This window comes from Psychrobacter sp. 16-MNA-CIBAN-0192, from assembly GCF_040309565.1.
GTDB lineage: Bacteria > Pseudomonadota > Gammaproteobacteria > Pseudomonadales > Moraxellaceae > Psychrobacter.
In genome coordinates, this window is sequence record NZ_JBEOOX010000005.1 from 155,404 (window position 1) to 178,062 (window position 22,659).

Annotated in this window: 26 protein-coding genes; all 26 read left to right on the top strand. The window is 44.5% G+C overall.

Annotation, left to right across the window (positions count from 1 at the left end):
* Nucleotides 1–14: 14 nt before the first annotated feature.
* The 26 genes from AAEY78_RS06380 to AAEY78_RS06505 all read left to right on the top strand — a co-directional run bounded on the left by AAEY78_RS06380 (nucleotide 15) and on the right by AAEY78_RS06505 (nucleotide 22,549).
* Nucleotides 15–164, top strand: a complete 150-nt coding sequence (locus tag AAEY78_RS06380; RefSeq protein WP_352338261.1) for a hypothetical protein — start codon at nucleotides 15–17, stop codon at nucleotides 162–164.
* A 34-nt stretch (nucleotides 165–198) separates the two neighbouring features.
* The gene (locus AAEY78_RS06385; RefSeq protein ID WP_352338263.1) at nucleotides 199–540 is read left to right on the top strand and encodes an HNH endonuclease; all 342 of its coding nucleotides are present in this window, start codon (nucleotides 199–201) and stop codon (nucleotides 538–540) included.
* Nucleotides 541–664: 124 nt separating this feature from the next.
* Nucleotides 665–1,129 (top strand): phage terminase small subunit P27 family, encoded by a 465-nt coding sequence (locus AAEY78_RS06390; protein WP_352338265.1) that lies wholly within the window; start codon nucleotides 665–667, stop codon nucleotides 1,127–1,129.
* A gap of 22 nt (nucleotides 1,130–1,151) precedes the next feature.
* Nucleotides 1,152–2,870: a terminase large subunit gene (locus AAEY78_RS06395; RefSeq protein ID WP_352338267.1), complete on the top strand. Its 1,719-nt coding sequence runs from the start codon at nucleotides 1,152–1,154 to the stop codon at nucleotides 2,868–2,870.
* A gap of 17 nt (nucleotides 2,871–2,887) precedes the next feature.
* Entirely contained in the window at nucleotides 2,888–4,162 is a 1,275-nt protein-coding gene (locus AAEY78_RS06400) for a phage portal protein (RefSeq protein ID WP_352338269.1), read from the top strand.
* Nucleotides 4,137–4,985: a head maturation protease, ClpP-related gene (locus AAEY78_RS06405; RefSeq protein WP_352338271.1), complete on the top strand. Its 849-nt coding sequence runs from the start codon at nucleotides 4,137–4,139 to the stop codon at nucleotides 4,983–4,985. The genes AAEY78_RS06400 and AAEY78_RS06405 overlap by 26 nt, the downstream gene beginning before the upstream one ends.
* A gap of 57 nt (nucleotides 4,986–5,042) precedes the next feature.
* Nucleotides 5,043–6,269 (top strand): phage major capsid protein, encoded by a 1,227-nt coding sequence (locus tag AAEY78_RS06410; RefSeq protein WP_352338273.1) that lies wholly within the window; start codon nucleotides 5,043–5,045, stop codon nucleotides 6,267–6,269.
* A 112-nt stretch (nucleotides 6,270–6,381) separates the two neighbouring features.
* Nucleotides 6,382–6,582, top strand: coding sequence for a hypothetical protein (locus tag AAEY78_RS06415; RefSeq protein ID WP_352338275.1), 201 nt, complete (start codon nucleotides 6,382–6,384; stop codon nucleotides 6,580–6,582).
* Between the two features lie 5 nt (nucleotides 6,583–6,587).
* Nucleotides 6,588–7,040: a head-tail connector protein gene (locus AAEY78_RS06420; protein WP_352338277.1), complete on the top strand. Its 453-nt coding sequence runs from the start codon at nucleotides 6,588–6,590 to the stop codon at nucleotides 7,038–7,040.
* A 222-nt stretch (nucleotides 7,041–7,262) separates the two neighbouring features.
* On the top strand, nucleotides 7,263–7,589 hold the full coding sequence (locus AAEY78_RS06425; protein WP_352338279.1) for a phage head closure protein: 327 nt from the start codon (nucleotides 7,263–7,265) through the stop codon (nucleotides 7,587–7,589).
* Nucleotides 7,589–8,071: an HK97-gp10 family putative phage morphogenesis protein gene (locus tag AAEY78_RS06430; protein WP_352338280.1), complete on the top strand. Its 483-nt coding sequence runs from the start codon at nucleotides 7,589–7,591 to the stop codon at nucleotides 8,069–8,071. Before AAEY78_RS06425 ends, AAEY78_RS06430 begins: the two co-directional genes overlap by 1 nt.
* A 2-nt stretch (nucleotides 8,072–8,073) precedes the next feature.
* Nucleotides 8,074–8,445: a tail completion protein gp17 gene (gene gp17, locus AAEY78_RS06435; RefSeq protein ID WP_352338282.1), complete on the top strand. Its 372-nt coding sequence runs from the start codon at nucleotides 8,074–8,076 to the stop codon at nucleotides 8,443–8,445.
* A gap of 10 nt (nucleotides 8,446–8,455) precedes the next feature.
* On the top strand, nucleotides 8,456–8,908 hold the full coding sequence (locus AAEY78_RS06440; protein WP_352338283.1) for a hypothetical protein: 453 nt from the start codon (nucleotides 8,456–8,458) through the stop codon (nucleotides 8,906–8,908).
* A 60-nt stretch (nucleotides 8,909–8,968) separates the two neighbouring features.
* The gene (locus AAEY78_RS06445) at nucleotides 8,969–9,379 is read left to right on the top strand and encodes a phage tail assembly chaperone family protein, TAC (RefSeq protein WP_352338285.1); all 411 of its coding nucleotides are present in this window, start codon (nucleotides 8,969–8,971) and stop codon (nucleotides 9,377–9,379) included.
* Between the two features lie 29 nt (nucleotides 9,380–9,408).
* On the top strand, nucleotides 9,409–9,720 hold the full coding sequence (locus AAEY78_RS06450) for a phage tail assembly protein T (protein ID WP_352338287.1): 312 nt from the start codon (nucleotides 9,409–9,411) through the stop codon (nucleotides 9,718–9,720).
* Nucleotides 9,721–9,797: 77 nt separating this feature from the next.
* Nucleotides 9,798–10,484, top strand: a complete 687-nt coding sequence (locus AAEY78_RS06455; RefSeq protein WP_352338288.1) for a hypothetical protein — start codon at nucleotides 9,798–9,800, stop codon at nucleotides 10,482–10,484.
* 70 nt (nucleotides 10,485–10,554) lie between these two features.
* Nucleotides 10,555–13,926, top strand: a complete 3,372-nt coding sequence (locus tag AAEY78_RS06460; protein WP_352338290.1) for a hypothetical protein — start codon at nucleotides 10,555–10,557, stop codon at nucleotides 13,924–13,926.
* A 4-nt stretch (nucleotides 13,927–13,930) separates the two neighbouring features.
* Nucleotides 13,931–14,413: a hypothetical protein gene (locus tag AAEY78_RS06465; RefSeq protein WP_352338291.1), complete on the top strand. Its 483-nt coding sequence runs from the start codon at nucleotides 13,931–13,933 to the stop codon at nucleotides 14,411–14,413.
* Nucleotides 14,413–14,919, top strand: coding sequence for a DUF1833 family protein (locus AAEY78_RS06470; protein WP_352338292.1), 507 nt, complete (start codon nucleotides 14,413–14,415; stop codon nucleotides 14,917–14,919). The genes AAEY78_RS06465 and AAEY78_RS06470 overlap by 1 nt, the downstream gene beginning before the upstream one ends.
* A 26-nt stretch (nucleotides 14,920–14,945) precedes the next feature.
* A complete protein-coding gene (locus AAEY78_RS06475; RefSeq protein ID WP_352338294.1) occupies nucleotides 14,946–15,269 on the top strand; it encodes a hypothetical protein in 324 nt (107 codons plus the stop codon).
* Nucleotides 15,259–17,946 carry a host specificity factor TipJ family phage tail protein gene (locus AAEY78_RS06480; protein ID WP_352338295.1) on the top strand — a complete coding sequence of 896 codons (2,688 nt, stop codon included), beginning with the start codon at nucleotides 15,259–15,261 and terminating at the stop codon, nucleotides 17,944–17,946. The genes AAEY78_RS06475 and AAEY78_RS06480 overlap by 11 nt, the downstream gene beginning before the upstream one ends.
* 53 nt (nucleotides 17,947–17,999) lie before the next feature.
* Complete coding sequence (locus AAEY78_RS06485) at nucleotides 18,000–19,484, top strand: SGNH/GDSL hydrolase family protein (protein WP_352338296.1); 1,485 nt, start codon at nucleotides 18,000–18,002, stop codon at nucleotides 19,482–19,484.
* 39 nt (nucleotides 19,485–19,523) lie between these two features.
* Entirely contained in the window at nucleotides 19,524–20,135 is a 612-nt protein-coding gene (locus AAEY78_RS06490) for a hypothetical protein (protein WP_352338298.1), read from the top strand.
* Nucleotides 20,136–20,708: 573 nt separating this feature from the next.
* Nucleotides 20,709–21,509 carry a hypothetical protein gene (locus AAEY78_RS06495; protein WP_352338299.1) on the top strand — a complete coding sequence of 267 codons (801 nt, stop codon included), beginning with the start codon at nucleotides 20,709–20,711 and terminating at the stop codon, nucleotides 21,507–21,509.
* The gene (locus AAEY78_RS06500; RefSeq protein ID WP_352338301.1) at nucleotides 21,509–21,778 is read left to right on the top strand and encodes a hypothetical protein; all 270 of its coding nucleotides are present in this window, start codon (nucleotides 21,509–21,511) and stop codon (nucleotides 21,776–21,778) included. Before AAEY78_RS06495 ends, AAEY78_RS06500 begins: the two co-directional genes overlap by 1 nt.
* Nucleotides 21,779–21,844: 66 nt before the next feature.
* A complete protein-coding gene (locus AAEY78_RS06505) occupies nucleotides 21,845–22,549 on the top strand; it encodes a glycoside hydrolase family 19 protein (RefSeq protein WP_352338303.1) in 705 nt (234 codons plus the stop codon).
* Nucleotides 22,550–22,659 lie beyond the last annotated feature (110 nt).

A 22,659-nucleotide genomic window follows, 5' to 3' on the forward strand; every position in this document is an offset into this window, starting at 1 on the left:
TGGTGCCTTCATCAATGAGGGCACCAAAGCAATCCTTACCCACGTTAGCAATAGCGTGGGCTTTTTTATGGGCGCTGCATGGTGCAGGCGTGACGGCTACGGGTTCGATTCCCTTTCCTTGGTGTCTTGGTGACAGCGCGTCCGCATTGGTTCGAGTCCAATAGCGTCCAACTCTATTGATATACACAGGTTATGCACATGCCATCCACACCATGCAGAAGCCATCGTTGTCCTAACTTGGTTAAAAGTCGTTTGATGAAAGGGTATTGTGATGACCATTCAGACCAAAGAGGCAGTTGGGGAAACAGACGTAAAGGCAGTACAACCGAACGAGGTTATGGTCATGCTTGGCGCAAGCTACGCGAAGAGGTACTACGCCGTGATGGTTATCTATGCGTATCTTGTAGCAAGTCAGGACGTCACGTGCCAGCCACAGACGTTGACCATATACTAAACAAGGCAAGTGGCGGCAGTGATGAGCTGAGCAACCTACAATCACTTTGTAGCAAGTGTCACCGCACCAAAACCGCCAATGAATAATATTTTTAGGGGGAGGGCGGCCTCGGAGTTCAGAGAGACAATCCCCAGTGACCGCCTCCAAAGTTCATTTTTACGAGCGTTGAATTAAAAGTTTGCCCTATTGACCGACTAAGGATTTTTTGCTATGGGAGGAATTGCTGCGGTACCGGGTCGCGGTCGAAAGGCGGATCCCAGAAAATCGAAAAATAAAAATATTAATATTCCAACATTTAGTGAAGTGGTCGATATCGAGCCGCCAGAATATATGAACGATTTAGAGTTTGCACCGATGATTTGGCGGTCAATAGTTCCAGAGCTGCTTAAGAATGAGTTGCTAAGAATTACAGATATGACCAATGTCGAAGTTTTCTGTATAGCGTATGACACTTATCGCCAAAGCCAGAAGGAGCTTGCGAAAGAAGGCGTTACTGTTATGGGCGCATCAGGTAGTCCGATTAAAAATCCAGCATTGACCGCACTCAACGAGGCAGTAAGACAGATGGCAACTTTTGGTAGCTTACTAGGATTAGATCCTTCATCTCGTCAACGCTTAACTGGTGCTGGTGATAAAAATCAAACCAACCCATTTGCAGGTGTTCTGAATATGTGATGAATGCTCAAGCGAGATAAATATGGTCGATTATCCCAATGTTGATATCGCCAATAAGTGGGCAAGAGCAGTCGTCAAAGGCAAAATACCAGCATGCAAATGGGTGATTCTGGCTTGCCAACGTCACTTAGATGACTTAAAAGCATCAAAAAAGCGTGACTATCCATATAAATTTGACCCAAAAGCCGCCGAAAAGAAGATACTTTTTGTTGAATTGCTGCCTCATACCAAGGGTGAATGGGCTTTAAAGCGCTTAAAGATTCAGCTTGAGCCTTGGCAAAAATTTGGTATCGCGGTCATGTTCGGTTGGATGCGTAAGAAAGATGGCTTCAGACGCTTTCGTGAGTCCTATTGGGAAGTGCCACGTAAGAATGGTAAGTCAGCAATCGCCGCGGGCGTCGCTCTTAATATGTTTGCCAATGATGGTGAGTTTGGTAGCGAAGTTTATTCAGGCGCGACAACCGAGAAGCAAGCGTGGGAGGTTTTTAAGCCGGCACGTTTGATGGTATTGCGATCACCCGCTTTGGTATCAGCAACCGGCATACAGATTAACGCGGCCAGTCTCGAGCGCCCTGATGACGGTTCTTTGTTTGAGCCAATTATTGGCGACCCGCCAGATGGTCAGTCGCCACATTGCGCCGTCGTCGATGAATATCATGAGCATCCCGATAGCCGTCTCTATGACACGATGCAAACGGGTATGGGTGCGCGACGCCAACCAATGATGTTTGTCATTACTACGGCCGGGCATAATATTGAGGGCCCTTGTTATGAGCTCCGTAGTCGTGTGCAGGACGTACTATTGGGCAACGTACCTGATGACGAGTTGTTTGGTTGGATATGGACTATCGATGACGGTGATGACTGGGCAGACCCAAATGTACTGATCAAAGCAAATCCCAATTACGATATATCTGTATATGCTGACTTCCTGGAGTCGCAACAAACCAAAGCAATCCATAACGCCAGTCGTCAAAACTCTTTTAAGACCAAGCATCTAAATGTCTGGGTATCTGCAAAATCAGCGTTCTTCAATATGGAGCATTGGAAAGCTTGTGCTGATAAAAGCCTAGACATCAATGACTTTGTATCAACTCCTTGCGTGATGCCAATAGATTTGGCGTCAAAAATCGACATCGCAGCTCGCATCAATTTATTTTATCGGCATGAAGATGATGGACGATTGCATTACTACTGCATCGCACCATGGTTTTATTTGCCAGAAGACACGGTTTATAAGGGCGATGAGAAACAAGCAGTTGAGCGGTACCAGAAGTGGATGAACCAGGGTTTGCTTGAAGTGCACGATGGTGCTGAAAATGACCTGAATGCTATTGCTGAAGACTTGGTAGCAGATGCAGGTAGATTTCCATTAACCGAAGTGCCTTACGATGAATGGGGCGGATTCCAAGTCGCTGCTACTATTGAAGCTGCTGGGTATGACGCTGTGAAGATACCTAAGACGGTCAAGTCTTTTTCTCCAGCTATGCGTGAGTTAGAAGCTGCAATGAAAAGCGGGCGGTTTCATCATGACGGCCATCCGGTCTTATCTTGGATGATTGGTAATGTCGTATCACGCGAAGATGCAAACAACAACGTATTCCCGCGTAAAGAAACCAACTACAAAAAGATTGATGGCGCTGTTGCTTTATTAATGGGCATCAGTCGCGCCATGGTATTGGCTGGTGAAGGCGGTGGAGACAATGGGTTCTACGATGACCCAATCATAATCGGCGTTTAATATTTAAGGGATTCAATGTGCTTAATCTAATCAAGCCCCAGCGTTTTGCAAAAGCTGCAAAAGCCGCCATTAGTTTTTTAGGCTTGGATGGACATCTGAGTCTAACGCCTAGCGATACTGTGTCCACCAGAACAGCCAGTGGCAAAAACGTTACTGTTGATAGCGCCTTGCAGCTTAGCACTGTGTTTTCATGTGTGCGCTTAGTAGCAGAGACAGTATCAACGCTGCCGCTTAAGGTTTATGAAACTAAAGCAGATAGCAGTAGAGTGGTGGCGAAGGGTCATCCTCTATACGATTTACTGTGCCGGTCGCCCAATTATGAGATGACACCTAGTCGCTTCATGCAGATGATTGTGGCAAGCCTACTGCTGTGGGGTAATGCCTACGTTGAAATTAAGCGCAATATAACAGGCAAGCGGATTATATCGCTTGAGCCGCTTTTGCCGCAGCATGTGAAAGTGTCTCGCAATAAAAACAATGATCTGCTTCAGTACCACTACACAGATGGCACAACCCACCGCGAAATTAACCATAAGGACATCATGCATATTCGCGCTTTTGGCATCGATGGCGTGATGGGTATCTTCACTATTAATAAGGGCCGCGAAACGTTTGCGACGGCTGCATCAGCTGAACACGCCGCTGGCAAGTTTTTTGAAAATGGATTGCAAACGTCTGGGTTTTTAACCACTGAGCAAAAGCTTACAAATGAGCAGCGTGACAAACTACATGGCCACATCACTAAGTTTATGGGTAGCAATAATGCTGGTAAGACGATGGTGCTTGAGCATGGTATGCAGTATAACGGCGTGACAATGAATCCAGAAGCTGCGCAGATGTTAGAGACGCGCGCATTTGAGATTGAGGAGATTTGTCGTTGGTTCCGCGTATCTCCAATCATGATTGGTCATTTCAATAAACAAAGCTCATGGGCAGCATCTGCTGAAGCTCAAGATTTACACTTTTTAAAATACACATTTCGACCGTTACTGGTAAATATTGAGCAAGAAATTTTACGCTGTCTTATCGGCAAGCTTGATAGCGACAAGTATTACGTTGAGTTCAATGTCGAAGGCTTGCTAAGAGCAGATAGCAAGACGCGCTCTGAATACTACTCATCTGGCCTTAACAACGGCTGGATAAACCGCGATGAAGTAAGATCCAAAGAGAATATGCCGCCGATTGAAGGTGGTGATAAATACACTATCCAATCAGCATTAATCCCGCTTGATAAAGTGGGCACAAACTACAACGGAGGTGCCAACGATGGGCAAGCGAACACTGATGCCTAAGGCGGATTTTGAGGCAACACATGATGTAAAAATGCCGCTTGCTTTGGATCGATGGAATCCAGGCATCAAAGCGTTAGATGATGACACTGAAAACGTTATTAATATCTTAGAAGTTATCGGATATGACTGGTGGACCGATGGTGGTGTCACCGGCAAGTCTATTAGCGCGCAACTTAAAAGATTTAACGGCGCAGATATTGTAGTCAATATTAATTCCCCTGGCGGTGATGTGTTTGAAGGTTTAGTAATCTACAATATGCTGCGTGAATATGGCGGTCATGTGACCGTTCGTGTGCTTGGCATGGCAGCGAGCGCCGCGTCATTTATTGCGATGGCTGCTGATGAAGTTAAGATTGCGCGCGCTGGTTTCTTCATGATTCATAATGCGTGGACTGGTGTTGGCGGCAATCGTAACGATATGCGCGAAGTCGCTGACTTCTTGGAGCAAATCGATGCGACCATCGCTGATATTTATCATGTAAAAAGCGGTATGGAGGCGACTGAGCTTTCATCGCAAATGGACAAAGAGACTTGGATTAATGGCAAAACAGCCGTTGAGACAGGTATGGCTGATAGCTTCTTAGACTCCGATGTGATTGCAGAGCAAACCAATAATACTGCTAAAGAGCGCATTGCCGCTCATAAACTAGATTTAATCATGGCGCAGGCGGGTATGTCTCGCAAAGAGCGCCGAAGCCTTGTAAAAGATTTAAAGAGTACGCCTAGCGCTACTCGAACAGATGCTACGCAAAACGCTGGCGTTGACTTAACGGGCTTGATTGACGGTCTGCAAAACGCGATTGCTTCAATCAAACTGCAATAAACAAACTTAAACATTCACCTCGCTGCCTATATGGCGGCTTTTTTGTGAGAAAAAATTATGGATCCTGAAGATATCAAAAAAGATGATGTAGCCAATCAGCTAAAGCTGGTCAATGCTAGCGTCAAAGAGCTGACTGAAAAAGCGCTGCCGGCAGCCGAAAATGCTTTAAAAGAAGCAAAGAAAGCTGGCGATCTGTCAGAGAAAACCAAAAACGATGTGGATCAGCTACTTACTGACTTAAATACTCAGCGTGACCTGCAGAACCAACTAGCAACCCAGTTGGGCGAAGCTGAGCAGATGTTTGCCCGCCTTGGTAATAATGGCGGTCAAGCGCCAGCGCGTAACCGCGCAGGTGACCTTGTTATTGCTAATGACAGTATCATCCAGTTTAGTAATTCAGTGGTTGCTGGTCGTCGCATTGCGATTGATGTACCGCGCAATGCGCTGACTTCATTTGCTATTAATCCGGTTGATGGTACTACTCGAATTGTCACCAATCCAAATCAGCGTTTGACCGTTCGTGATTTGTTGGCGCCTGGTGACACTGAATCAAATGCGGTGGCTTATCTGCGTGAGACACTGTTCACCAATAACGCTGCGCCGGTCGCTGAAAATACAACCAAGCCATATTCAGAAGTCACTTTTGAAGAAGTGCTTTCTGGTGTTAAGACGATTGCGCACTTGATGAAAGTTGCTAAGCAGACGCTTGATGATTTGCCACAGCTACGCAGCATTATTAATGGCCGTTTACTTAATGGCTTGAAGCGTGTGGAAGATACTCAGCTGCTATTTGGTAGTGGTGTGGGTAATAACTTGCACGGTATCTATACGCAAGCGACTGCTTTTGCTAATCCTAGCACTAAGACGACGCCTTCAAACAGCTTGGACATTATGCGCTTGGCTATGCTGCAAGTCACCTTGGCGGAACTGTCAGCAACTGGTCATGTGATGCACGATATTGATTGGACTGATATTGAGCTGATTAAAGATGCTAATACCAAAGGCTACTTGTTCAGCAATCCGTTTGGTACGTTAGAAGCGCGCCTATGGGGTCTGCCAGTCGCCCAAACCAATCAGGCAGGTATGCTTGGTAAATTCTTGACGGGTTCATTTTCTGACGCTGCGCAAATCTTTGATCGTGAAGATGCGAACGTCGTCGTCTCCACTGAGAACGCTGATGACTTTGAGAAAAACATGGTGTCAATCCGTGCTGAAGAACGATTGGCGCTGGCAGTTTATCGCCCGCAAGCATTTGTTAAAGGCTCGCTTACTGTAGGACCATAAGTTAAAAACTATCGTTAATAACACAAAACGCAACTTTCCTAACAGGTTGCGTTTTTTTATTAAGCCAAAAGCAATTTATAAGTTGTTTTTGTCTTACTAAAAGGAGCAAGTCATGAAAGTTAAATTTAAAGATGTTATTTGCATGGGCAATAAGACCTATATGGCAGGTGAAGTGAGCGAATTTACTGATATCACTGGTCAACAGCTCATAGATAAAGAGTATGCGGTATTGGCTGTTAAGACAGATGCAAGTGATGATGAATCTGAAGCTAAAGTAAAAACAGCCAAAAAAACCACCACCAAAGCTGAGTAACCACCATGTATATAGTCAGTATCGAAACCGCCTTGCATCACCTGCGTGCTGATGCTGACGATAGCGTCGATGTTCAGCACAAGCTGGATGCCGCGCAAGAGATTGCTGAGCAATTTATGGGTCGTCGCATCTATGCCAACTTCCCTGAATTACTGGTAGCGATAAATGTCGCCGCTGACAGCATGCCTGTATTAATGGCAGAAAAAGAATCTGTTAAAAATAGTAATATTGATGCTTATATTAAAGCCGCTAAACTTGAGCGGATTGACAGTCAATGGTATGAGACGTTAATGGTTACACGCGGCATTGCTACTAATAAAGCTATTGAAATCGCTATTCTGCTGATACTTGGCACGTTGTACGAGCATCGGGAAGATGTGGTGGTTGGCGCTAGTGTTGCACAGCTACCACAAGCAGCTGAACATCGTTTGCAACCGTACCGAATTATGGGGGTGTGATGTGTTAGGTCGAATAATAAAAGCGATATTTTGCAGCGATTGCAACAAACAAGGTTATACGCCTGATACTCCAAAATGTAATAAGTATGCGCCGTGCTTCCGCTATGTTTATGGAGATAAAAAGTACAGTTATGCAGATTGCGCTGCAAAAGGCTGTTGCGAGTGCTTGAAGTTATCACGAGTTCGACCAACGCCACCAGGCAAAGAATAAAGGGGTTTGATATGCGCGCAGGCAAGTTAAGAAACCGTATCACAGTTTATAAGTCGCAATCTGGGCGCTCGCCAACGGGCGCAGTATTGCCGCCGCAGTGGATTCCTTGGATTGTTCTGTGGGCTTCTCTTGAGCCATTATCAGTTAAAGATGTTATGTCGGCACAAGCAGCGGGTAGTGAGATAACAGCTCGCTGTACGCTGCGTTACCGTACTGATATTACTACTGCCATGCAAATTGAATGTCGTGGTCAGCGTTACGAGATTAATGGCAATCCACTGCCAGACGCTAAAAGTGGCAGCGAATACATGACGTTGATGCTACGAGGTGTCAAATAATGGCAGATGATTGGGCACGAATGGAAGTGCAAGGCTTGGATGAGTTGGATCGTAAGCTTGGCGAGCTTGAGAATCAGTTGGCTGGCAAAGCTTTATTTGGTGCGCTGAACTATGCATTGACGCCTACAGTCAAAGACGCTAAGCTGCGCGCCGCCAAAGCCATTGAGCCTCACATTATGACCAAAAAGGGCGGTGGTAAGGTTGAGGTTCAGCCGGGCTTGTTGGCATCTGCGATTCGTAAGCGCCGTTTACCAAAATCTGAGCATACAGGTGAGTTTGCCCAGGGCGCGGTGATGGGTATTTATATAGGTAAAGGCACTAAGCAAAAAGAATATCCAAATTATTGGCATTTTGTAGAGTATGGCACGGTTAATATGCCTGCAACGCCATTCATTCGACCAGCTTTTGGTAATAATGTTGAGCTAATGATTAGTCGTTTTAGTGAAAAGCTTAATGAGAATATTGATAAATACTCGGAGTGATCATGATAGCTGGTGCTCAGCTTTACCCGATACTAAGCCCTTTAGTAGATAGCGAAATTTATCCCTTGTTTGCCCCTGAACTGGCTGAAGGCCAAGTACGAAAAACACCTTATATTGTTTGGCAGGTTATCAGTTCTCAGCCAGAAAATACTTATGACGGTATCACAGGTCATGAATGGGTGCGGGTGCAAATAGATGTGTACGACAAAAGCTATGATAATTGTGTCCAGCTATCACATGACGTTGTAAGTGCCCTAGATAAATATATAAAGCCAAGTGTATATGACGGCACACAGCAGTTATACGATAGCGATGCCAAATTATTCAGGCAGTCCATAGATTTTGAGTTTAATCAAACAACCCCAACCACATAAGGAGCCAATTATGGCGATTGTTGACGGCCTACCAGACAGCCAACATTTCTTGAAAATCAGTACCGGTGTCGGACCTTTAAACTTTGTTAAAGTGCCTCTACTGACCAATATCGATATGATTGAGCAGAAAAAAACGCTTGATGAAATTACAACAACGGACGCGCGCAATAAACAGCAAGCAGTCGTTGATTTCATGGAGATTAATGACCTCAACTTTGAGTTGGTCTACAAGCCGACTGACCCGCAGCATATGGCACTAAAAGCTGCATTTGATAATAATACAGTGGTCCACTGTGAGTTACATTTTGCTGATGCAAACGTGAAAGGCTTTAAATTTGATGGTCAAGTTAGTGAATTTACCTTTGTGACTGATGTCAAAAAGAAACTACGGGTTAAAGGCGCTATCGTCGTCGGTGACGATGTGACTGAAATTACATCTGTGCCGATTGTAGTTGTTCCTTAAATATTAATTAGCCCACATATTGTGGGCTTTTCTTTATCTTATTATCTTGAGACTAATATTATGGCCAAAGCACCAGCACCAAAATCTAAAACCACTGCATTCAATAAGGCTGCATTGCTAGCAGCAGTTGCCGCCTCTACAATGCTAAAACCTGAACGAATTACTATTGAAGAAGCGGGTGGTGATGTATTCGTCAATCGCATGACCCTTGGCGAGCGTGAGCAATATTTTGAAGATATGAAAGAAGTCGGTCAACATGGCACTGGTAATGCTGAAGCCTTTATTTATGCCATTTTAAATGAAGATGGTACGCCCATGTTTACACGTGATGATGTTGAAGTGGTCAAATCATTACCACCAGAGCTGACTGCCCGCGTCATTACTGAATTCAATAAAATTAATCGTTTTATTGATGTCAATACGAAATCTAATGGCAACGACGAAGAGAGTGAAGATCTAAAAAACTCCTAAGCCAGCCGGATAGGTTATTTAAATTCAGGTTGGCGGGACATTTAGGAAAAACAGTTGCTGAGCTTAATGAGACTATGACGATAGATGAGCTGCGCGAATGGCAAGCATTTGACAGCGTAGACCCGATTGGTGGGCATCGTGGCGATGTACAAGCAGCGATGATTGCGCTGGCAAGTTGTGGCAGTAAAGACGCGAAGCTATCAGACTTTATATTGTTTGATCGTGCGCCGATGACGACTGAACAGCGTGCAATAGTTAAAGAACGACAAGATGCCGCACGTAGTGAAGCATATACGCAGGGTTTGATTGCAAATCTGCAAAGTCGGGTTAAGGGTAAATAGTTGCTCTTATATTGCTGAATTATTGTTGATGATTTATAGTGGTGCCTTTATCATTATGAAACCAGCAAGGACGGGGTATGTCTAAACTCATTAACTGTAAAGATTGTGGTAATCAAATCAGCAAGAACGCTAAGAGCTGTCCCAATTGTGGTGCAAAAAATAAGCGGACGTCCATCATTACATGGCTTGCTTTAATATTTCTAGGTATACCTTTTTTGATGGGAATTTTTGGTAGTATCTCTGATAATTCTAGTGCCGATGAGGAAGAAACAGGTAGTGCGTCATTACTCACATCAACTGCAGACGATACGAGCGAACCATTGCCTGATGAAGTAATTACTAACTGGGATTATAGTAAATCTGAAGATGCAATGCGGGGTACGGTGACAAGTTTTGCCCAGTCGAAGTCATTAGACGCCATACAGTTGGATTTTCCTTATCAGGGTGGTACCAATCTATATCTCATGCTTAGAAATTCGCCAGAGAGTGGTAATGAATTAATGATAAGTACCGATAATGGGCAGCTTTGGTGTGAGTACAGTAACTGCTATATGAGTGTTAAGTTTGATAATGATGCGATTAAGACATACCCTTTAGCAAAAGCTGCTGCTGGGACAAGCGATCTAATGTTTTTAGATGGTTCTGTGGATCAATTCATTAATAAACTCAAAAAATCTGAAAACGTTATGATAGAAATTGGCTTTTTTAATTATGGTAACCAACAGTTTCGGTTTGATACCGGTGGGCTGGAATGGTCGTATTAAAGTAGGTTAATGTTTTGAAAAACCCCGTCATCCGATGGGGGTTTTTATTGCCCAAATTTAGGAGGTCAGCATGGCAAAGGTATTACAACGGTTAGATATTCTACTCTTTGCCAATACTGCGCAATACCGTAGCGAGATGCGAGACACGCAACAAAGTACCTCTACTTTATTTGGTGCTATGAAAGCCGATGCTATGGAGCTGGGCAAAGTAGGTGCTGCGGCGCTGGCTGGTATGGCTGCTGCTGGGACAGCGGCTATCGGCGTCATGATCAAAGAACAGATTGAGATGACTAACGAGCTCGTAAAAACAGCACGCATTGCTACCACCAGCGTTGAGACTATGCAAAAGCTCACTATAGCCGCTAAATCTTTAGGCGTTGAGCAAGATAAGCTGGGTGATATTTACAAAGACGTCCAGGACAAAATCGGTGATTTTTTGAGTACCGGCGGTGGCGAGATGATGGACTTCTTTGAAAATATGCCGCCTGAATTAAACATGACGGCTGACGCATTTAGGCAGCTATCAGGTCCTGATGCGCTACAGAAGTATTACGATGGACTACAGAGTGCAAACCTCAGTCAATCTGAAATGATTTTTTATATGGAGTCCGTTGCAGATGAAGCGTCGTTGCTTATGCCACTGCTGCATAATGGTGGAGAGGGGTTTGATATTTGGGCAAAAGCCGCTGAAAATGCTGGCGCTATCATGGACGAAAAAACCATTCGTGCCACAAAAGAGCTTACTGCAGCTAACGCCATAATGATGCTGTCAGTTGATGGCGCTAAAACGCAGTTCACCAGTGCTTTTATACCTGTCTTATCTGATGTCGCGGCACATTTAGTCGGTACAGGTAGTGCTGCAGATATCGCACGCAGATCTGGCGAAAGTTTGGTCGTCGTATTTAAGACAATCGCGGCAACTGGCGTCGGTGTTGTGACAATTGTAAAAGTGATAGGCAAAGCGCTAGGCGGTTTAGGAGCAGCAATCGCTCAGCTTGGTAATGGCGTTGACTGGGATAGTCCGTTTGCTTTCTTTCAGCTTGGCCGTAATTTTATTGATAATAATCGCGCTGCTGCTGCTGTCTTTTCCGATGTAGGTCAAGACATCATGAGTACCATCTCTCAAGCCAATAAGCAGATGGACACCATCTACGCGCTTGGAACCAATGGCACTAATCAAACGGTTTCGGCAGTGGTCAAGTATCAAGAGCAACAAGCCGAACTTAACCGAATATTGGGTAAAACAGGCGCACAAATTCAAGAAAACAAAAAAGCTGCTGAGGAGGCTGCGAAAGCTGGGGAAAAAGCAGCAGCCAAAGAAGCAAAAGCAAAAGGTGACGCCGCTAAAGCGCAAGCCCGTCTTGTAGGTATTACTGGTGATTCAGGTATCGGTAAAGCTCACGTTGACTTTAGGTATGCACGCGGTTCAGCTTTGTTCGGCAAGGAGATTAGTAGTGCTCACCTTGCACGCTTTCAAGCCGATGGTAAAGCAGTTACCAGTTATCCAATGACCAGCGGTTTCGGACCACGCAATATAAAAACAAAGGGCGCGTCAAAATATCATCTAGGCGTTGACTACGGTACACCGCTTAATACTAAAATCACCACAAAAGTACCTGTAAAAGATGTAAAAGCTAGATTCGACTCAGGCGGTGGTGGTTATGTCACCGATGTCACTTTTGAAGATGGCGTTAAAGTCAGTATCTTGCACCAAATGCCTGCGTCAAAGAATATTAAAGGCGGCTCATCGGGCACGTCCAATCCATATAATGCAGCAAACAGCCAAGCCGAACAGCTATTAAACCAACAAGCGAACGAAGAGAAACAGCTATTAAAGAAGCAAGCCTCTGAAGACGCGCGCGACGCAGCAGAACTAACTCGATTGTTAGAGCAACAAGCCCAGCAACGCGCCACCATTCGCATGGAATATGCAGACGAAGTTGTCCGTATTGATATGCAGCTTGCCGATAAAATTGCCAAGATTGATGCCAGTGGCTTCAGTAAAGAAGAACGTGATGCTTTTGTCATTGACGCTCAACAACGCGCTGCTACTGAAGTCGCTAACTATGAAGACGCACAAGCTAAAAAGCTTGCAGCATTCAGTTCGTTTAAGCAGTCAGAGCGCGATATCGTCACCCAAAACGCTATTAATAGTGCCACAGCGGTGGTTCGTGACCAAGAGTTGACGGCTGAAGCGCGGACTGAAGCCTTGGATTCTATTAAGCAAAAAGAGGTTTATGAGCTGAACTTGCTTGACCAAAAACATGCACAAGAAATGCAATCTGCAAATCAATATCAGCAAACTGAAGAAGAACGTATTAAAGCGCAATATGAGCTTGAGCGCCGTGAGATCATCCTAACGATTAACATGGATGAGGAGCTTCGCCAAGCTAAAATGGATAACCTTGATGCAGCAGAACGGCTGGCACTAGATGAGCTGCGTTACTCGTATGAGCGTGAAATCCGTGAGCTGGTCAATGTAGGTCAAACTGAGCTTCAGGTATTACGCGATTCTTATGCGCAGCAACGTGCAGAGCTCGACCGCCGCACTGATATTAGCGCTGCCCAAAAGTCTGACTTGCGCAATGCGATGGCTGGCGCGCAGGTATATGATACCAATCAGATGCAAAAAGGCGCGCGTGACGGCTACAACGCCCAGCAGTCAGACATGAACGGTACAGGCGCAAACTATGGCTTGGCACAACAGTATCAAGCACGGCTTGATGTTATTAAGGCTGCGCTGGATGCTGAAGTTATTGCAGAGGAAGAAGCAGCTCAAGCTAAGATGCAAGCTCGTCAAGAATTTGAAAGTGCAGCAACGCAGCTGACGCTGGCAAGTGCTGAAAGTACAGCCGCTTCTTTGGCAGGTTCGTTTGCAACCATGCTTGGAGAGCAAAACGCGTTCTACAAGCTGGCGTTTGGCGCTCAACAAGTCTTTGTGGTTGCGTCAGCTGGACTCAATATGTACGAAGCATGGGGCGATATGATGGCGCAGGGCGCAACACTAAGTCAAAAAATTGCAGGCGCAGCAGTTATTGCCGCACAATTTGGACGCATCATCAGCGCCGCATCCGCTATTAAACTCAGCTTACCGAAAGTACAGGGTCAGGCGCACAATGGTTTGGATTACGTTCCACGCGAAGGCACTTACTTGCTCGATGAGGGTGAGCGCGTCGTCAAGCCAAAGGACAATCGTAAGCTTAGCGACTTCTTAGACAATGCTGACGGCTACCAAGGTAAAGCATCAGCACCAATCGTCAATATGGTCATTGAAAATCACGCTGGCGTGCCAGTATCTCAGCGCGTAGATGATGACGGCCGTATTCGCGTTATTGTCGGTGAGGAGCTTAATAAGCAACTACCGAATCAAGTCAATGAACCGTACAGTGGGTTTAGGCGGGCATTGGAAAACAACTATCAAATGCACAGAAAACTAGGATAGCGCGATGAATGAAATGCCAAAGCTTATGCTGACACCCTTTCGTGATGGTTATAACTTTAACCTTGCGCGCAATGTGGTTACTACTGAAACTGAAGGCGGTATGCCACGCTCGCGTAAGGATAGTATTGGCAAACCGCATCGAGCCAATCCCACTTATAAATGTACCCGTGCGCAGTGGCAATATTTCTTAGCATTTATGCGCGTGTATGAAGGGTTGCCGTTTTTAGCTGAATTGATAGTCGATGATATTAACCACCAGTGGTATGAGTGCAGCATATTGGACATGGTATTGCCAGTGTCCACATTGGGCGATCAGATATTTACGGTGCAGCTGTCGTTGGTAGCCAAGCCCATTAAATACAATGTTGAATCTGATATTGCATTTTTAGATATTTATAAAATGACTGATGGTCAGGTTGAGCAATATTTTAAGCTGTTAGAAAAGTTGGTCAACGAAGATTTGCCGAGTGCATTAGGGGGATTGTAGTGGCAACCGAAAAAGAAATGAATTTTTGGCTAAGGGGTCGCCATGATGATGCCCGCCATGAGTGTATCGAGATTAAGCACCCTTCATTCAGTCGTGACTACCGATTTGTGCGTAATCATGAAGGCGGTGTGCGCGTGCGTCATGAAGATAGTGTGTACCGCGATTATGATTACTTGCCGCTAACCGTCAAAGCCGCTAAGGCGGCAAGCGACTTGCAGCAAGCGCTTACCATCGGCATTGGTGATGTGGGTGAAGTCATGCCAATGGAGATTGACCGATTGCGCCGTGGCACCCATCGCACAGTTAGACCGACGGTTAATTATCGCGTTTATCTGAGCAGTGATGTCGCCAATCCCATGAGTAGTGTGCGCGGTTTAGAGGTCACGGATAATCAGCCGCAAAAACAAGGCGCGGTATTTGTCTGCAAGGCGCGTGAATTAAACAAGACGGATACCAGTGTGATATTTACGCCCAATCTATTCCCATCACTTGCGGGGTTCTTCTGATGCTTGATTTAGCTAAGTACCAGGATATGCGCTATGACGATGACGAATATAACTGCCTCCATTTTGCGGTAGATATTTATCGAGACATTACCGGCAAAGATATGGGTATCTATGTTGGTGAACTATTGACCGGTCGCAAAAAACGCAAGATTAATACCGATAAACTCAAAGAGTTTAAGCAACTAAAAGCGCCAAGCGACCCATGCCTAGTAATCATGCACGGCGCTGAACTACATACTGGCATTTATCATCAAGATAAAATCATGCACTTTAATGATTTAGGCGTCCACTGCGCGGCGCCACATATTGCTGAGAGTAGATACGGACGGATAACCTATTATGCAATCTAATATTAAAATAATTATTGTCCGAAACCCTATGGCGTATGCTACTGATAGTGCTGAGTGTGAAATATTGCAAGGTGATGACTTGTTTGAGTTGGTCACCAGCGTTTACCCAAAAGGGCAGCCGCTTAACACGCATTGGTATCATGATGCATGGAATACGGAAAACGAAGTAACGCCTACGTCTGCTGCTGACATTGTGGCGCTTAATGAGCAAGGCGGCACGTTTTATATTGCTACCTATCCTGCCGGTCCCGCTGTTTGGATTCCTATTTTAGTATCGGCATTTATTACGGTTGCGGCTGTTTTGTTAATGCCTATGCCAACCATACCGAATAATGCTGCAAACACGCCGCCAAGCCCCAACAATGCGTTGGCGCAGCGTACTAATCGACAACGTGTTGGCGGGCGAGTCGCTGAGATATTTGGTGAAGTGTGGGCGGTGCCTGATTTGGGCGCGGTCACGTATACCGTTTATATCGACGGTCGCCAAGTTGAAATGTCCTACATGACTATCGGGCGCGGCTGGTATCTGGTGACTAAAGCGATGGATGACACCACGCCGATCAATCAGGTATTTGGCAGTAGCGTACTTATTTTTAATTCAGATGCAACGCTGGATGATACCCCGTCTTATCAGTTTGGTAGCGCCTTTAGTGCTGAAGAAGCAGCATTGTCGCGGTTATCGGTTAAGCGCTATACGTCCGTTAATGGGCAGATTTTAACTGCCCCTGATGAGTATATCCGAGCAAGCACTGTATTTAAAAACCCAAACATCATTGAAGCTAGTGGTAGTAATGACTTTAGAGACACGTTTAAAGTCGGGGATTTGGTGCTGATAGAAGGTGCTGATAACTTAGCGTCTGCAAATGGCGTAACTACTGGTGTGGAACCTGATGTAACGCCAGTGACCTACACTTTAAATGGTCAATATGAGGTATTGGAAGTAACCGCAAAACAGATAAAAATATCAAGCCCTGCAACTATGAACACTGATTGGCAAGCGCTGACTGATAACGTGGACTTTACAGCGGTAACTGACTCAGTAGCATTGTCTAAAGAATCTGACGCCCTTTGGCAAGGCTGGTTCTACACCAACTCCAAAGAGCATGATAGCGCCTATATTAATGTCGTGTCGCAAGCGTTATACCGAATGGGTAAGAATGGGGATTGGGTCGGAATTAGACTTTATGGTCAGATTGAGAGCGAGATAGTAGATAGCAATAATAATCCGATATCAGGAACATTGCATACACAGGATTTTACTATCTCAGCGGCTGGTGCTGATAAGTATGGCTGGCAGGCTGAACAGGGCTTATATGATGAAAACACAAGATTTACTAGGGATGATAAAGTTCGGAGAAGCGCTGGAAAGACCGTGAAGATTGAGAATCCAATGTTCTTTATTGGTAAGCGCTTGCGATTTAGAGTGGCAAGAAAATCAAAAACCGTTCCCAGTGATGTTGGTTCGGTTGCCGATGAAATTCGCATTGCTGATTTTTATGGTGCGCGTCTGATGACCGCTGCTGATGCGCCAAAAGGGTTCACCAAAGTTTACAGCAAGACATTGGGGACAGAGGGCGCGTTATCACTCAAAGAGCGTAAGTTGTTTACTCTCTCTCAGCGCTTAGTACGCGATTGGCAGAACAATGATGTGCTAATACCCTCTAAGCGCATTGACGATATTATCTATCATATCGGCACCGATTCAGTGACCAGTAATTTAAACATCGACGATTTTGATATGCCGCAAATCAAGGCGGAGGTCGATGCACAGATCGCTTATTTCGGTACGGACTTATGCGCGCAGTTCAGCGGCACGTTTGATATGCCCATGACCACTGAGGAGATGATACAAACAGTGGCGATGACTGGGTTCTTTATCGCCTACCGTATCAATAATAAAATACGGCTGCATTTTGAGCGCGAAGAACCGTTTTCAGTCGCCACCTTTAACAGCCATAGCATCACGCCAGATAGCTTTGAGTATAGCGAGTCGTTTGGTCCCCGCAATAACTATGACGGTGTTGAAGTCTCTTATACTGATCCAGTCGATGATGCCAAGGTGTCGCTATATTATCCGGCTGATCAGTCCGCAATCAATCCTGACACCAAAGATAAAGAGCTGTTTGGGGTGCGTAACAAGGAGCAAGCGCATATGCATTTGATGCGTAGGCATTGGAAAAACCAACTGGTTTATAGTACCTGCTCAATTACGGCGGCTGATGAGTCGGGCATTGTCGTCGTGAATAATCGCATTGATATTGCCAATCAGACCCGCGCTGACACGCAGCAAGGCTCAGTTGAGTCGTTGAACGTTAATGAGCTTGGGCAAGTAATATTATCGCTTAGTAGTCCGGTTGACTTTGGTGCTAAAACGCAAGGCACTATCTTTGTGCAAACAGCAAGCGCAACGGTGGATAATATCCGTTGTATGCCGGGCGATAATCAATATGAGGTAATATTAAACCGTCCTCCCAATCAGCCAATCAGTACCGCTTGGGATGCCGTTGTGCGTGCGACTTATAACTTGGTGCTGCATGATGATGTTGATCGGGACAGCTATATCGTTACCGCTAAAGAGCCTGGCAACAATCCACTATCCCACCGGCTAACTTGTATCAACTATGACGCTGGTTATTATCAGAATGATGCCGACTTTAAGAAAGGCTTAATCGCCTAATTAATTACTACCTTACACCCGCTTAATTGCGGGCTTTTTTTGGAGCTGAAAACATGTCTGAGCCGATAAAAATACAAGACTTAATCGACGGTCGATTAGATGTACAGTCGCTTGGCGAAGCTGCCAACGGCGATGAAAATACTACAGTTGTCACACGCACTGGTGAGACCTACCCGTCTGCTAAAAAAGCAATTAAAACAATGTTTGAGGCAGGCGGACTGCCAGCTGTACCATTTACTACTAAAGCGTTGATGACAGCTAGTGCACTTGCAGATAGCCAGTACGCCATCGTTACAGATGATGCTGTAGATAGCAATAACGGTCTATATAAAAAAACAGCAGGGGCTTGGTCTAAGAGTGCGTATGACACAGCTGTACAATCCAAGATTTATACTGATAGTCAAATAAATAATCTAGCTAGATTACGCGCTAATATAGTCAGACTAATGGGTGCTGCTAACAGTAATTTACTAAGCAGTGTGTCAAAAACAAATGGATATTATCTTGATGCCAGCGGCAACGCAGTAGCTTTTAGCTCTTTTAGCTACACAGATTACATCACAATTGATTACAACGCCGAGTACCTAATAAGTCAGTGCGGCAATTTTGTCGGCGCATATTATGATGACAGCAAAACTTTTATTACACCTATTACTGCTCCGCTCCAAGTTAATAACAACTTTAGCTTCAAGCCCCCGTCATCTGCCAGATTTATGCGTATCAATGTAGACACTACTGTACAAACGACCTTGGTTAATAAGTCTGTCGCTGATGTCCAGCCGATAGATTTTACTGCTGATGTAAAGCCGATGTCTGCGTGGCGCGACAAAAAAATTGCATGGTACGGCACGTCAATACCAGCTGGCGCACCTCAGAGCAATAGAGACATATGGTCATACGCTAATCTTGCCGTTCATGATTTGGGCGGTGAGATTATCAACAACTGCGTTGGCGGAAGCGGTGTTGCGTCTACAACAACTGGCTCGTTTTTATCATTATCGAGCTACGTCAATTATCAAAACTCATTGCTCAATATCATTAATACGCCGCAGCACCCTGATTTGGTCGTATTCGATTTTGGCGTTAATGATTATGTGCAAGCAGCAAAAGCAAGTATTGATAAGTTTGACCATTTGGATCCTTTTGATAAAAACAACTTGGGCACAAAGACAAAGATTGATACGAGAGATATCACAACATTTATCGGCGCTTACAATACAGTTGTCGATATGATGCTGACAAAAAATCAAACCATCAAATTTGCATTTTTAACGCATTTTAGTCATGACAACGCTCAAAGCACAGTCAACGTTTATGATGATTACTTTAAGCCGCTAAATATCTGTATCGAAGCAGTAGCAAAATACTGGTCAGCGCCATGTCTTAAAGTGTACGAGCATACAAATTTTAGATGCCGCAATGGATTTAACTCTATTACACCCTTTATGCCTGATGACATACACCCAGCCAGTGGCGACGGGCGCGCAGTACAAACGCTACGTAACGTAGTGCGGGATTTTTTAATTTCAATCGGGTAAATCTAAAGGGGTTAGGATGGTTAAAATTAAGGAGGGTTTATGCAGCAAGATATGGCGATTGCCACAGTAAAATATTTTGCTATATCGGGGTCAGGGGCGATTGCTGCGGCTGCAAGTCTAGGGGCGCAGTTAAATACGCCACACGTTTATTTAAACCTGCATTTGCCGTACTGGTTTTTTTTATTATCAATGGTGCTGCTAAATTTCATCGGCGCTTTTTTTGCACTCAAAATTGACTACATGCAGGTGAGTGGGAGCGCGACAAGTAACTTTTTTACGGCGGTGACAGTTGGGTTAATTATATCATTTATCTTTATACCAACTATCAGTCCAACATCCGGCGTGGGGTTAATGCAGATAGCGTCATTCGTGTCAGGCTTATGCGGCACGATTTTTCTACGAGTGGTTATCAACATACTTAATCGTCAGGACTTGCAAGAAGCTATCGTTGATTTAATTGTTAGCAATAGCATTAAGCTTGCAAACATCGTTATTGGCTTAGCTGTAGACCATACCGCCAAACTCATAACCGCGCTACTGACCACTTTGTTTGCGTCGTTTGTATTATTACCAACCCTGAATGACAGGCTTAATGATAACTCAGTGCCACCGGCACCGCCATCGCAAGTAACGGAGGTAGCAAATGATTAGTATTGTTGGTTATCTCGCGCCATTTTTCGGGCTGATGGCGTGCTTGATAGTGGTTTTTACACGCAAGATTGACACCAAGTGTCCAATCAGGGCTAGCAAGGTGTGCATGTGGCTTACAGTTTGGACGCTAGCTTTACATTATGATTATCCTTACGACTTGGTTAATGAGATGTTTGATACGGCATTTAGATTGCTTTTGTTAGCAATTAACTGCTTGTATATCGCAGAATCTATATTAGAGAGACGTAAGCGCATTAAAAAAATAAACCCAGCCCTTTAATTGAGGCTCTTTTAATACCAGTTAAAATTAGGAACACAAAATGGCTACTACCACGCAGTTAACAATTACAAAAACATGGCAGAAAATCAGCGATTCAGATTGTACTGTGCAATCTGTTTACAGCTATGAGCAATTTAAGTTTGCGAGCGGATTAACAGCGCCAGCTGACGGCGCTGGGCTACTCATACAGATTAACGAGCCAGTTAATTTTTCGTATAAAGCGCCAATTTGGTGTCGATTAATAAATCCGTCTGCGACAACGGCGGTTATTAATATCATTAAGTGAGGCTAACATGTTTAAAACGTACGGACTCAATCGAACAGCCCTTGCTATGCGGCGCTTTGGATTTGGGGTTAGCGATGCGCCCAAACTGTCTGCAAACTTTGTCACTAATGAGTATAAACAAGATGGTTCTATCAGTAATTTTGCAGACCTGTTTAATTTCAGCCGCGCAGGTAAGGCGTGGCTCGTTAAAGATGCTGGTTTGCAAGAGTACAGTATTGATGTGCCGAGATTTGATGAGGGGTTGTTGATAGAGAAGAGCGCTACAAATTATGCAGCGTGGAGTTTTTTACCCCCTGAAGGCAGCTACGCAAAACGAGGCGTGGTTTTAAATCCTAATAGTAAATGGGTTTATGACGGCGTTGAACCCGGCTTTGCATTTCTATATCCATTACCTTTTGCTGCCTTATCACAAGGCAACCGTATATTTTCGACTGTCGGCATAGTAGCTAGTTTTAGTGTTATGCGGACCGGTACAAATGGTGCGACACCACTAAATCACATTGGTATGGTTGATTATTTTGTTAAAATTCCAGCAGATGTATCGTCTATAAATGGACTGGTTTATCCAAACGTACCAAATCAATATCCTTTATATTATCAGGTTGAAAGTATCAACACTCAAGAACTACCAACCAGCCCAATTAAAACAACAACAGCATCAATCACACGCCCTGCTGATCTCCTCTCCTCCAAAATCTTAGGTACAAAATTAACTGGAGATTGGGACAGCACCCTAAACCTATCTATCGTAAACGGTCAGCTAGTACATAGCGGCTACGGCAAGATACGATATCTGGAGATTAACTAATGTTTGATTACAATTTGAAGTTTGATACCGAGCAGAAAGCTAATGAGTCTTTAAATCCTATTTTGGAAGCACTGCATCCCAGCCAGTACGTACGCTATGATATCGGTCAGATTAAAAACTATGAATATGATGCGAACGATTTAGAAGCGGAGCCAGTCGTTACTATCGTTGATGATAAGTGGCATGTAAATATTAGATTACGAACTGAGAACAGTTTATTAGATGAACATAGGGTATATCCCGAAACACCTAGTCATGAATTTAGTTAAAACTATTTCATGCAATACCGCCCCGATTTGGGGCTTTTTTTATATCTAAATTTTGAGGTAAGGATTATGGCTGTAATTGATATGCAAAAAGAAATGGGTGTGCTCGCTGACGGCTGGTGGGGCGATGCATCACACACCGTATTTTTAGAAAAGGAGCTTGAGCTTGACTTTAACTGGCCATATTTGCGCCGTAAGCTTGGCGGCTTTAGCCAATCACAAGTGGATGGTTTTAATTTTATTATGGACGCTTGTAATCGCGCCAAACTACGACCCCAACACGCAGCATATATTTTAGCAACGACATGGCACGAAACGGCTTTTAAGATGCAACCAATTGCTGAGTACGGTAAGGGTAGCAAAAAGCGATACGGTCAATGGTTTAAAAATAGCAAAGGTGTCGAATATGGTATCCGCAATGGCGCCAAGCATCATCCAGCTTATCTGCGGTCTGAGTATCCGCATTTGTATTATGGGCGTGGCTATCCGCAATTAACTTGGTTGGATAATTACATTAGAGCTAGCGAGGAGTTGGGCGTAGACTTTGCTAACAAGCCTGAACTAGCATTACTGCCTCACCACTCAGCAGATATTATCGTTACAGGCTCAATGCAAGGCTGGTTTACTGGGAAAAGCATTCCTGATCAGATTGCGCTTGGCACATACAAGGAATTTATTGCAGCGCGTTGGGTAATTAATGGAAGTGACAAGGCTGCTGCAATTGCTAATTATGCTCAAACTTTCTTAACGGGCATGGATTTGAAGAAGTATTAATATTAGCCTGTGACATGATTCTTGGCAGCCTATAGTCATACGCTATCACATCTAATCACATTCTGTTATCATAAGTCATTGATATTGTTAGCCATGAATATGATAGCGTG

Excerpts from the sequence above, each read along its gene's own strand:
- AAEY78_RS06505 (WP_352338303.1), top strand. The coding sequence starts at position 21,845 with ATGGCTGTAATTGATATGCAAAAAGAAATGGGTGTGCTCGCTGACGGC.
- AAEY78_RS06420 (WP_352338277.1), top strand. The coding sequence starts at position 6,588 with ATGTATATAGTCAGTATCGAAACCGCCTTGCATCACCTGCGTGCTGAT.
- AAEY78_RS06495 (WP_352338299.1), top strand. The coding sequence starts at position 20,709 with ATGTTTAAAACGTACGGACTCAATCGAACAGCCCTTGCTATGCGGCGC.
- AAEY78_RS06415 (WP_352338275.1), top strand. The coding sequence starts at position 6,382 with ATGAAAGTTAAATTTAAAGATGTTATTTGCATGGGCAATAAGACCTAT.
- AAEY78_RS06480 (WP_352338295.1), top strand. The coding sequence starts at position 15,259 with ATGCAATCTAATATTAAAATAATTATTGTCCGAAACCCTATGGCGTAT.
- AAEY78_RS06380 (WP_352338261.1), top strand. The coding sequence starts at position 15 with ATGAGGGCACCAAAGCAATCCTTACCCACGTTAGCAATAGCGTGGGCT.
- AAEY78_RS06430 (WP_352338280.1), top strand. The coding sequence starts at position 7,589 with ATGGCAGATGATTGGGCACGAATGGAAGTGCAAGGCTTGGATGAGTTG.
- AAEY78_RS06425 (WP_352338279.1), top strand. The coding sequence starts at position 7,263 with ATGCGCGCAGGCAAGTTAAGAAACCGTATCACAGTTTATAAGTCGCAA.
- AAEY78_RS06500 (WP_352338301.1), top strand. The coding sequence starts at position 21,509 with ATGTTTGATTACAATTTGAAGTTTGATACCGAGCAGAAAGCTAATGAG.
- AAEY78_RS06465 (WP_352338291.1), top strand. The coding sequence starts at position 13,931 with ATGAATGAAATGCCAAAGCTTATGCTGACACCCTTTCGTGATGGTTAT.
- AAEY78_RS06445 (WP_352338285.1), top strand. The coding sequence starts at position 8,969 with ATGGCCAAAGCACCAGCACCAAAATCTAAAACCACTGCATTCAATAAG.
- AAEY78_RS06390 (WP_352338265.1), top strand. The coding sequence starts at position 665 with ATGGGAGGAATTGCTGCGGTACCGGGTCGCGGTCGAAAGGCGGATCCC.
- AAEY78_RS06395 (WP_352338267.1), top strand. The coding sequence starts at position 1,152 with ATGGTCGATTATCCCAATGTTGATATCGCCAATAAGTGGGCAAGAGCA.
- gp17 (WP_352338282.1), top strand. The coding sequence starts at position 8,074 with ATGATAGCTGGTGCTCAGCTTTACCCGATACTAAGCCCTTTAGTAGAT.
- AAEY78_RS06485 (WP_352338296.1), top strand. The coding sequence starts at position 18,000 with ATGTCTGAGCCGATAAAAATACAAGACTTAATCGACGGTCGATTAGAT.
- AAEY78_RS06490 (WP_352338298.1), top strand. The coding sequence starts at position 19,524 with ATGCAGCAAGATATGGCGATTGCCACAGTAAAATATTTTGCTATATCG.
- AAEY78_RS06385 (WP_352338263.1), top strand. The coding sequence starts at position 199 with ATGCCATCCACACCATGCAGAAGCCATCGTTGTCCTAACTTGGTTAAA.
- AAEY78_RS06440 (WP_352338283.1), top strand. The coding sequence starts at position 8,456 with ATGGCGATTGTTGACGGCCTACCAGACAGCCAACATTTCTTGAAAATC.
- AAEY78_RS06460 (WP_352338290.1), top strand. The coding sequence starts at position 10,555 with ATGGCAAAGGTATTACAACGGTTAGATATTCTACTCTTTGCCAATACT.
- AAEY78_RS06405 (WP_352338271.1), top strand. The coding sequence starts at position 4,137 with ATGGGCAAGCGAACACTGATGCCTAAGGCGGATTTTGAGGCAACACAT.
- AAEY78_RS06475 (WP_352338294.1), top strand. The coding sequence starts at position 14,946 with ATGCGCTATGACGATGACGAATATAACTGCCTCCATTTTGCGGTAGAT.
- AAEY78_RS06455 (WP_352338288.1), top strand. The coding sequence starts at position 9,798 with ATGTCTAAACTCATTAACTGTAAAGATTGTGGTAATCAAATCAGCAAG.
- AAEY78_RS06410 (WP_352338273.1), top strand. The coding sequence starts at position 5,043 with ATGGATCCTGAAGATATCAAAAAAGATGATGTAGCCAATCAGCTAAAG.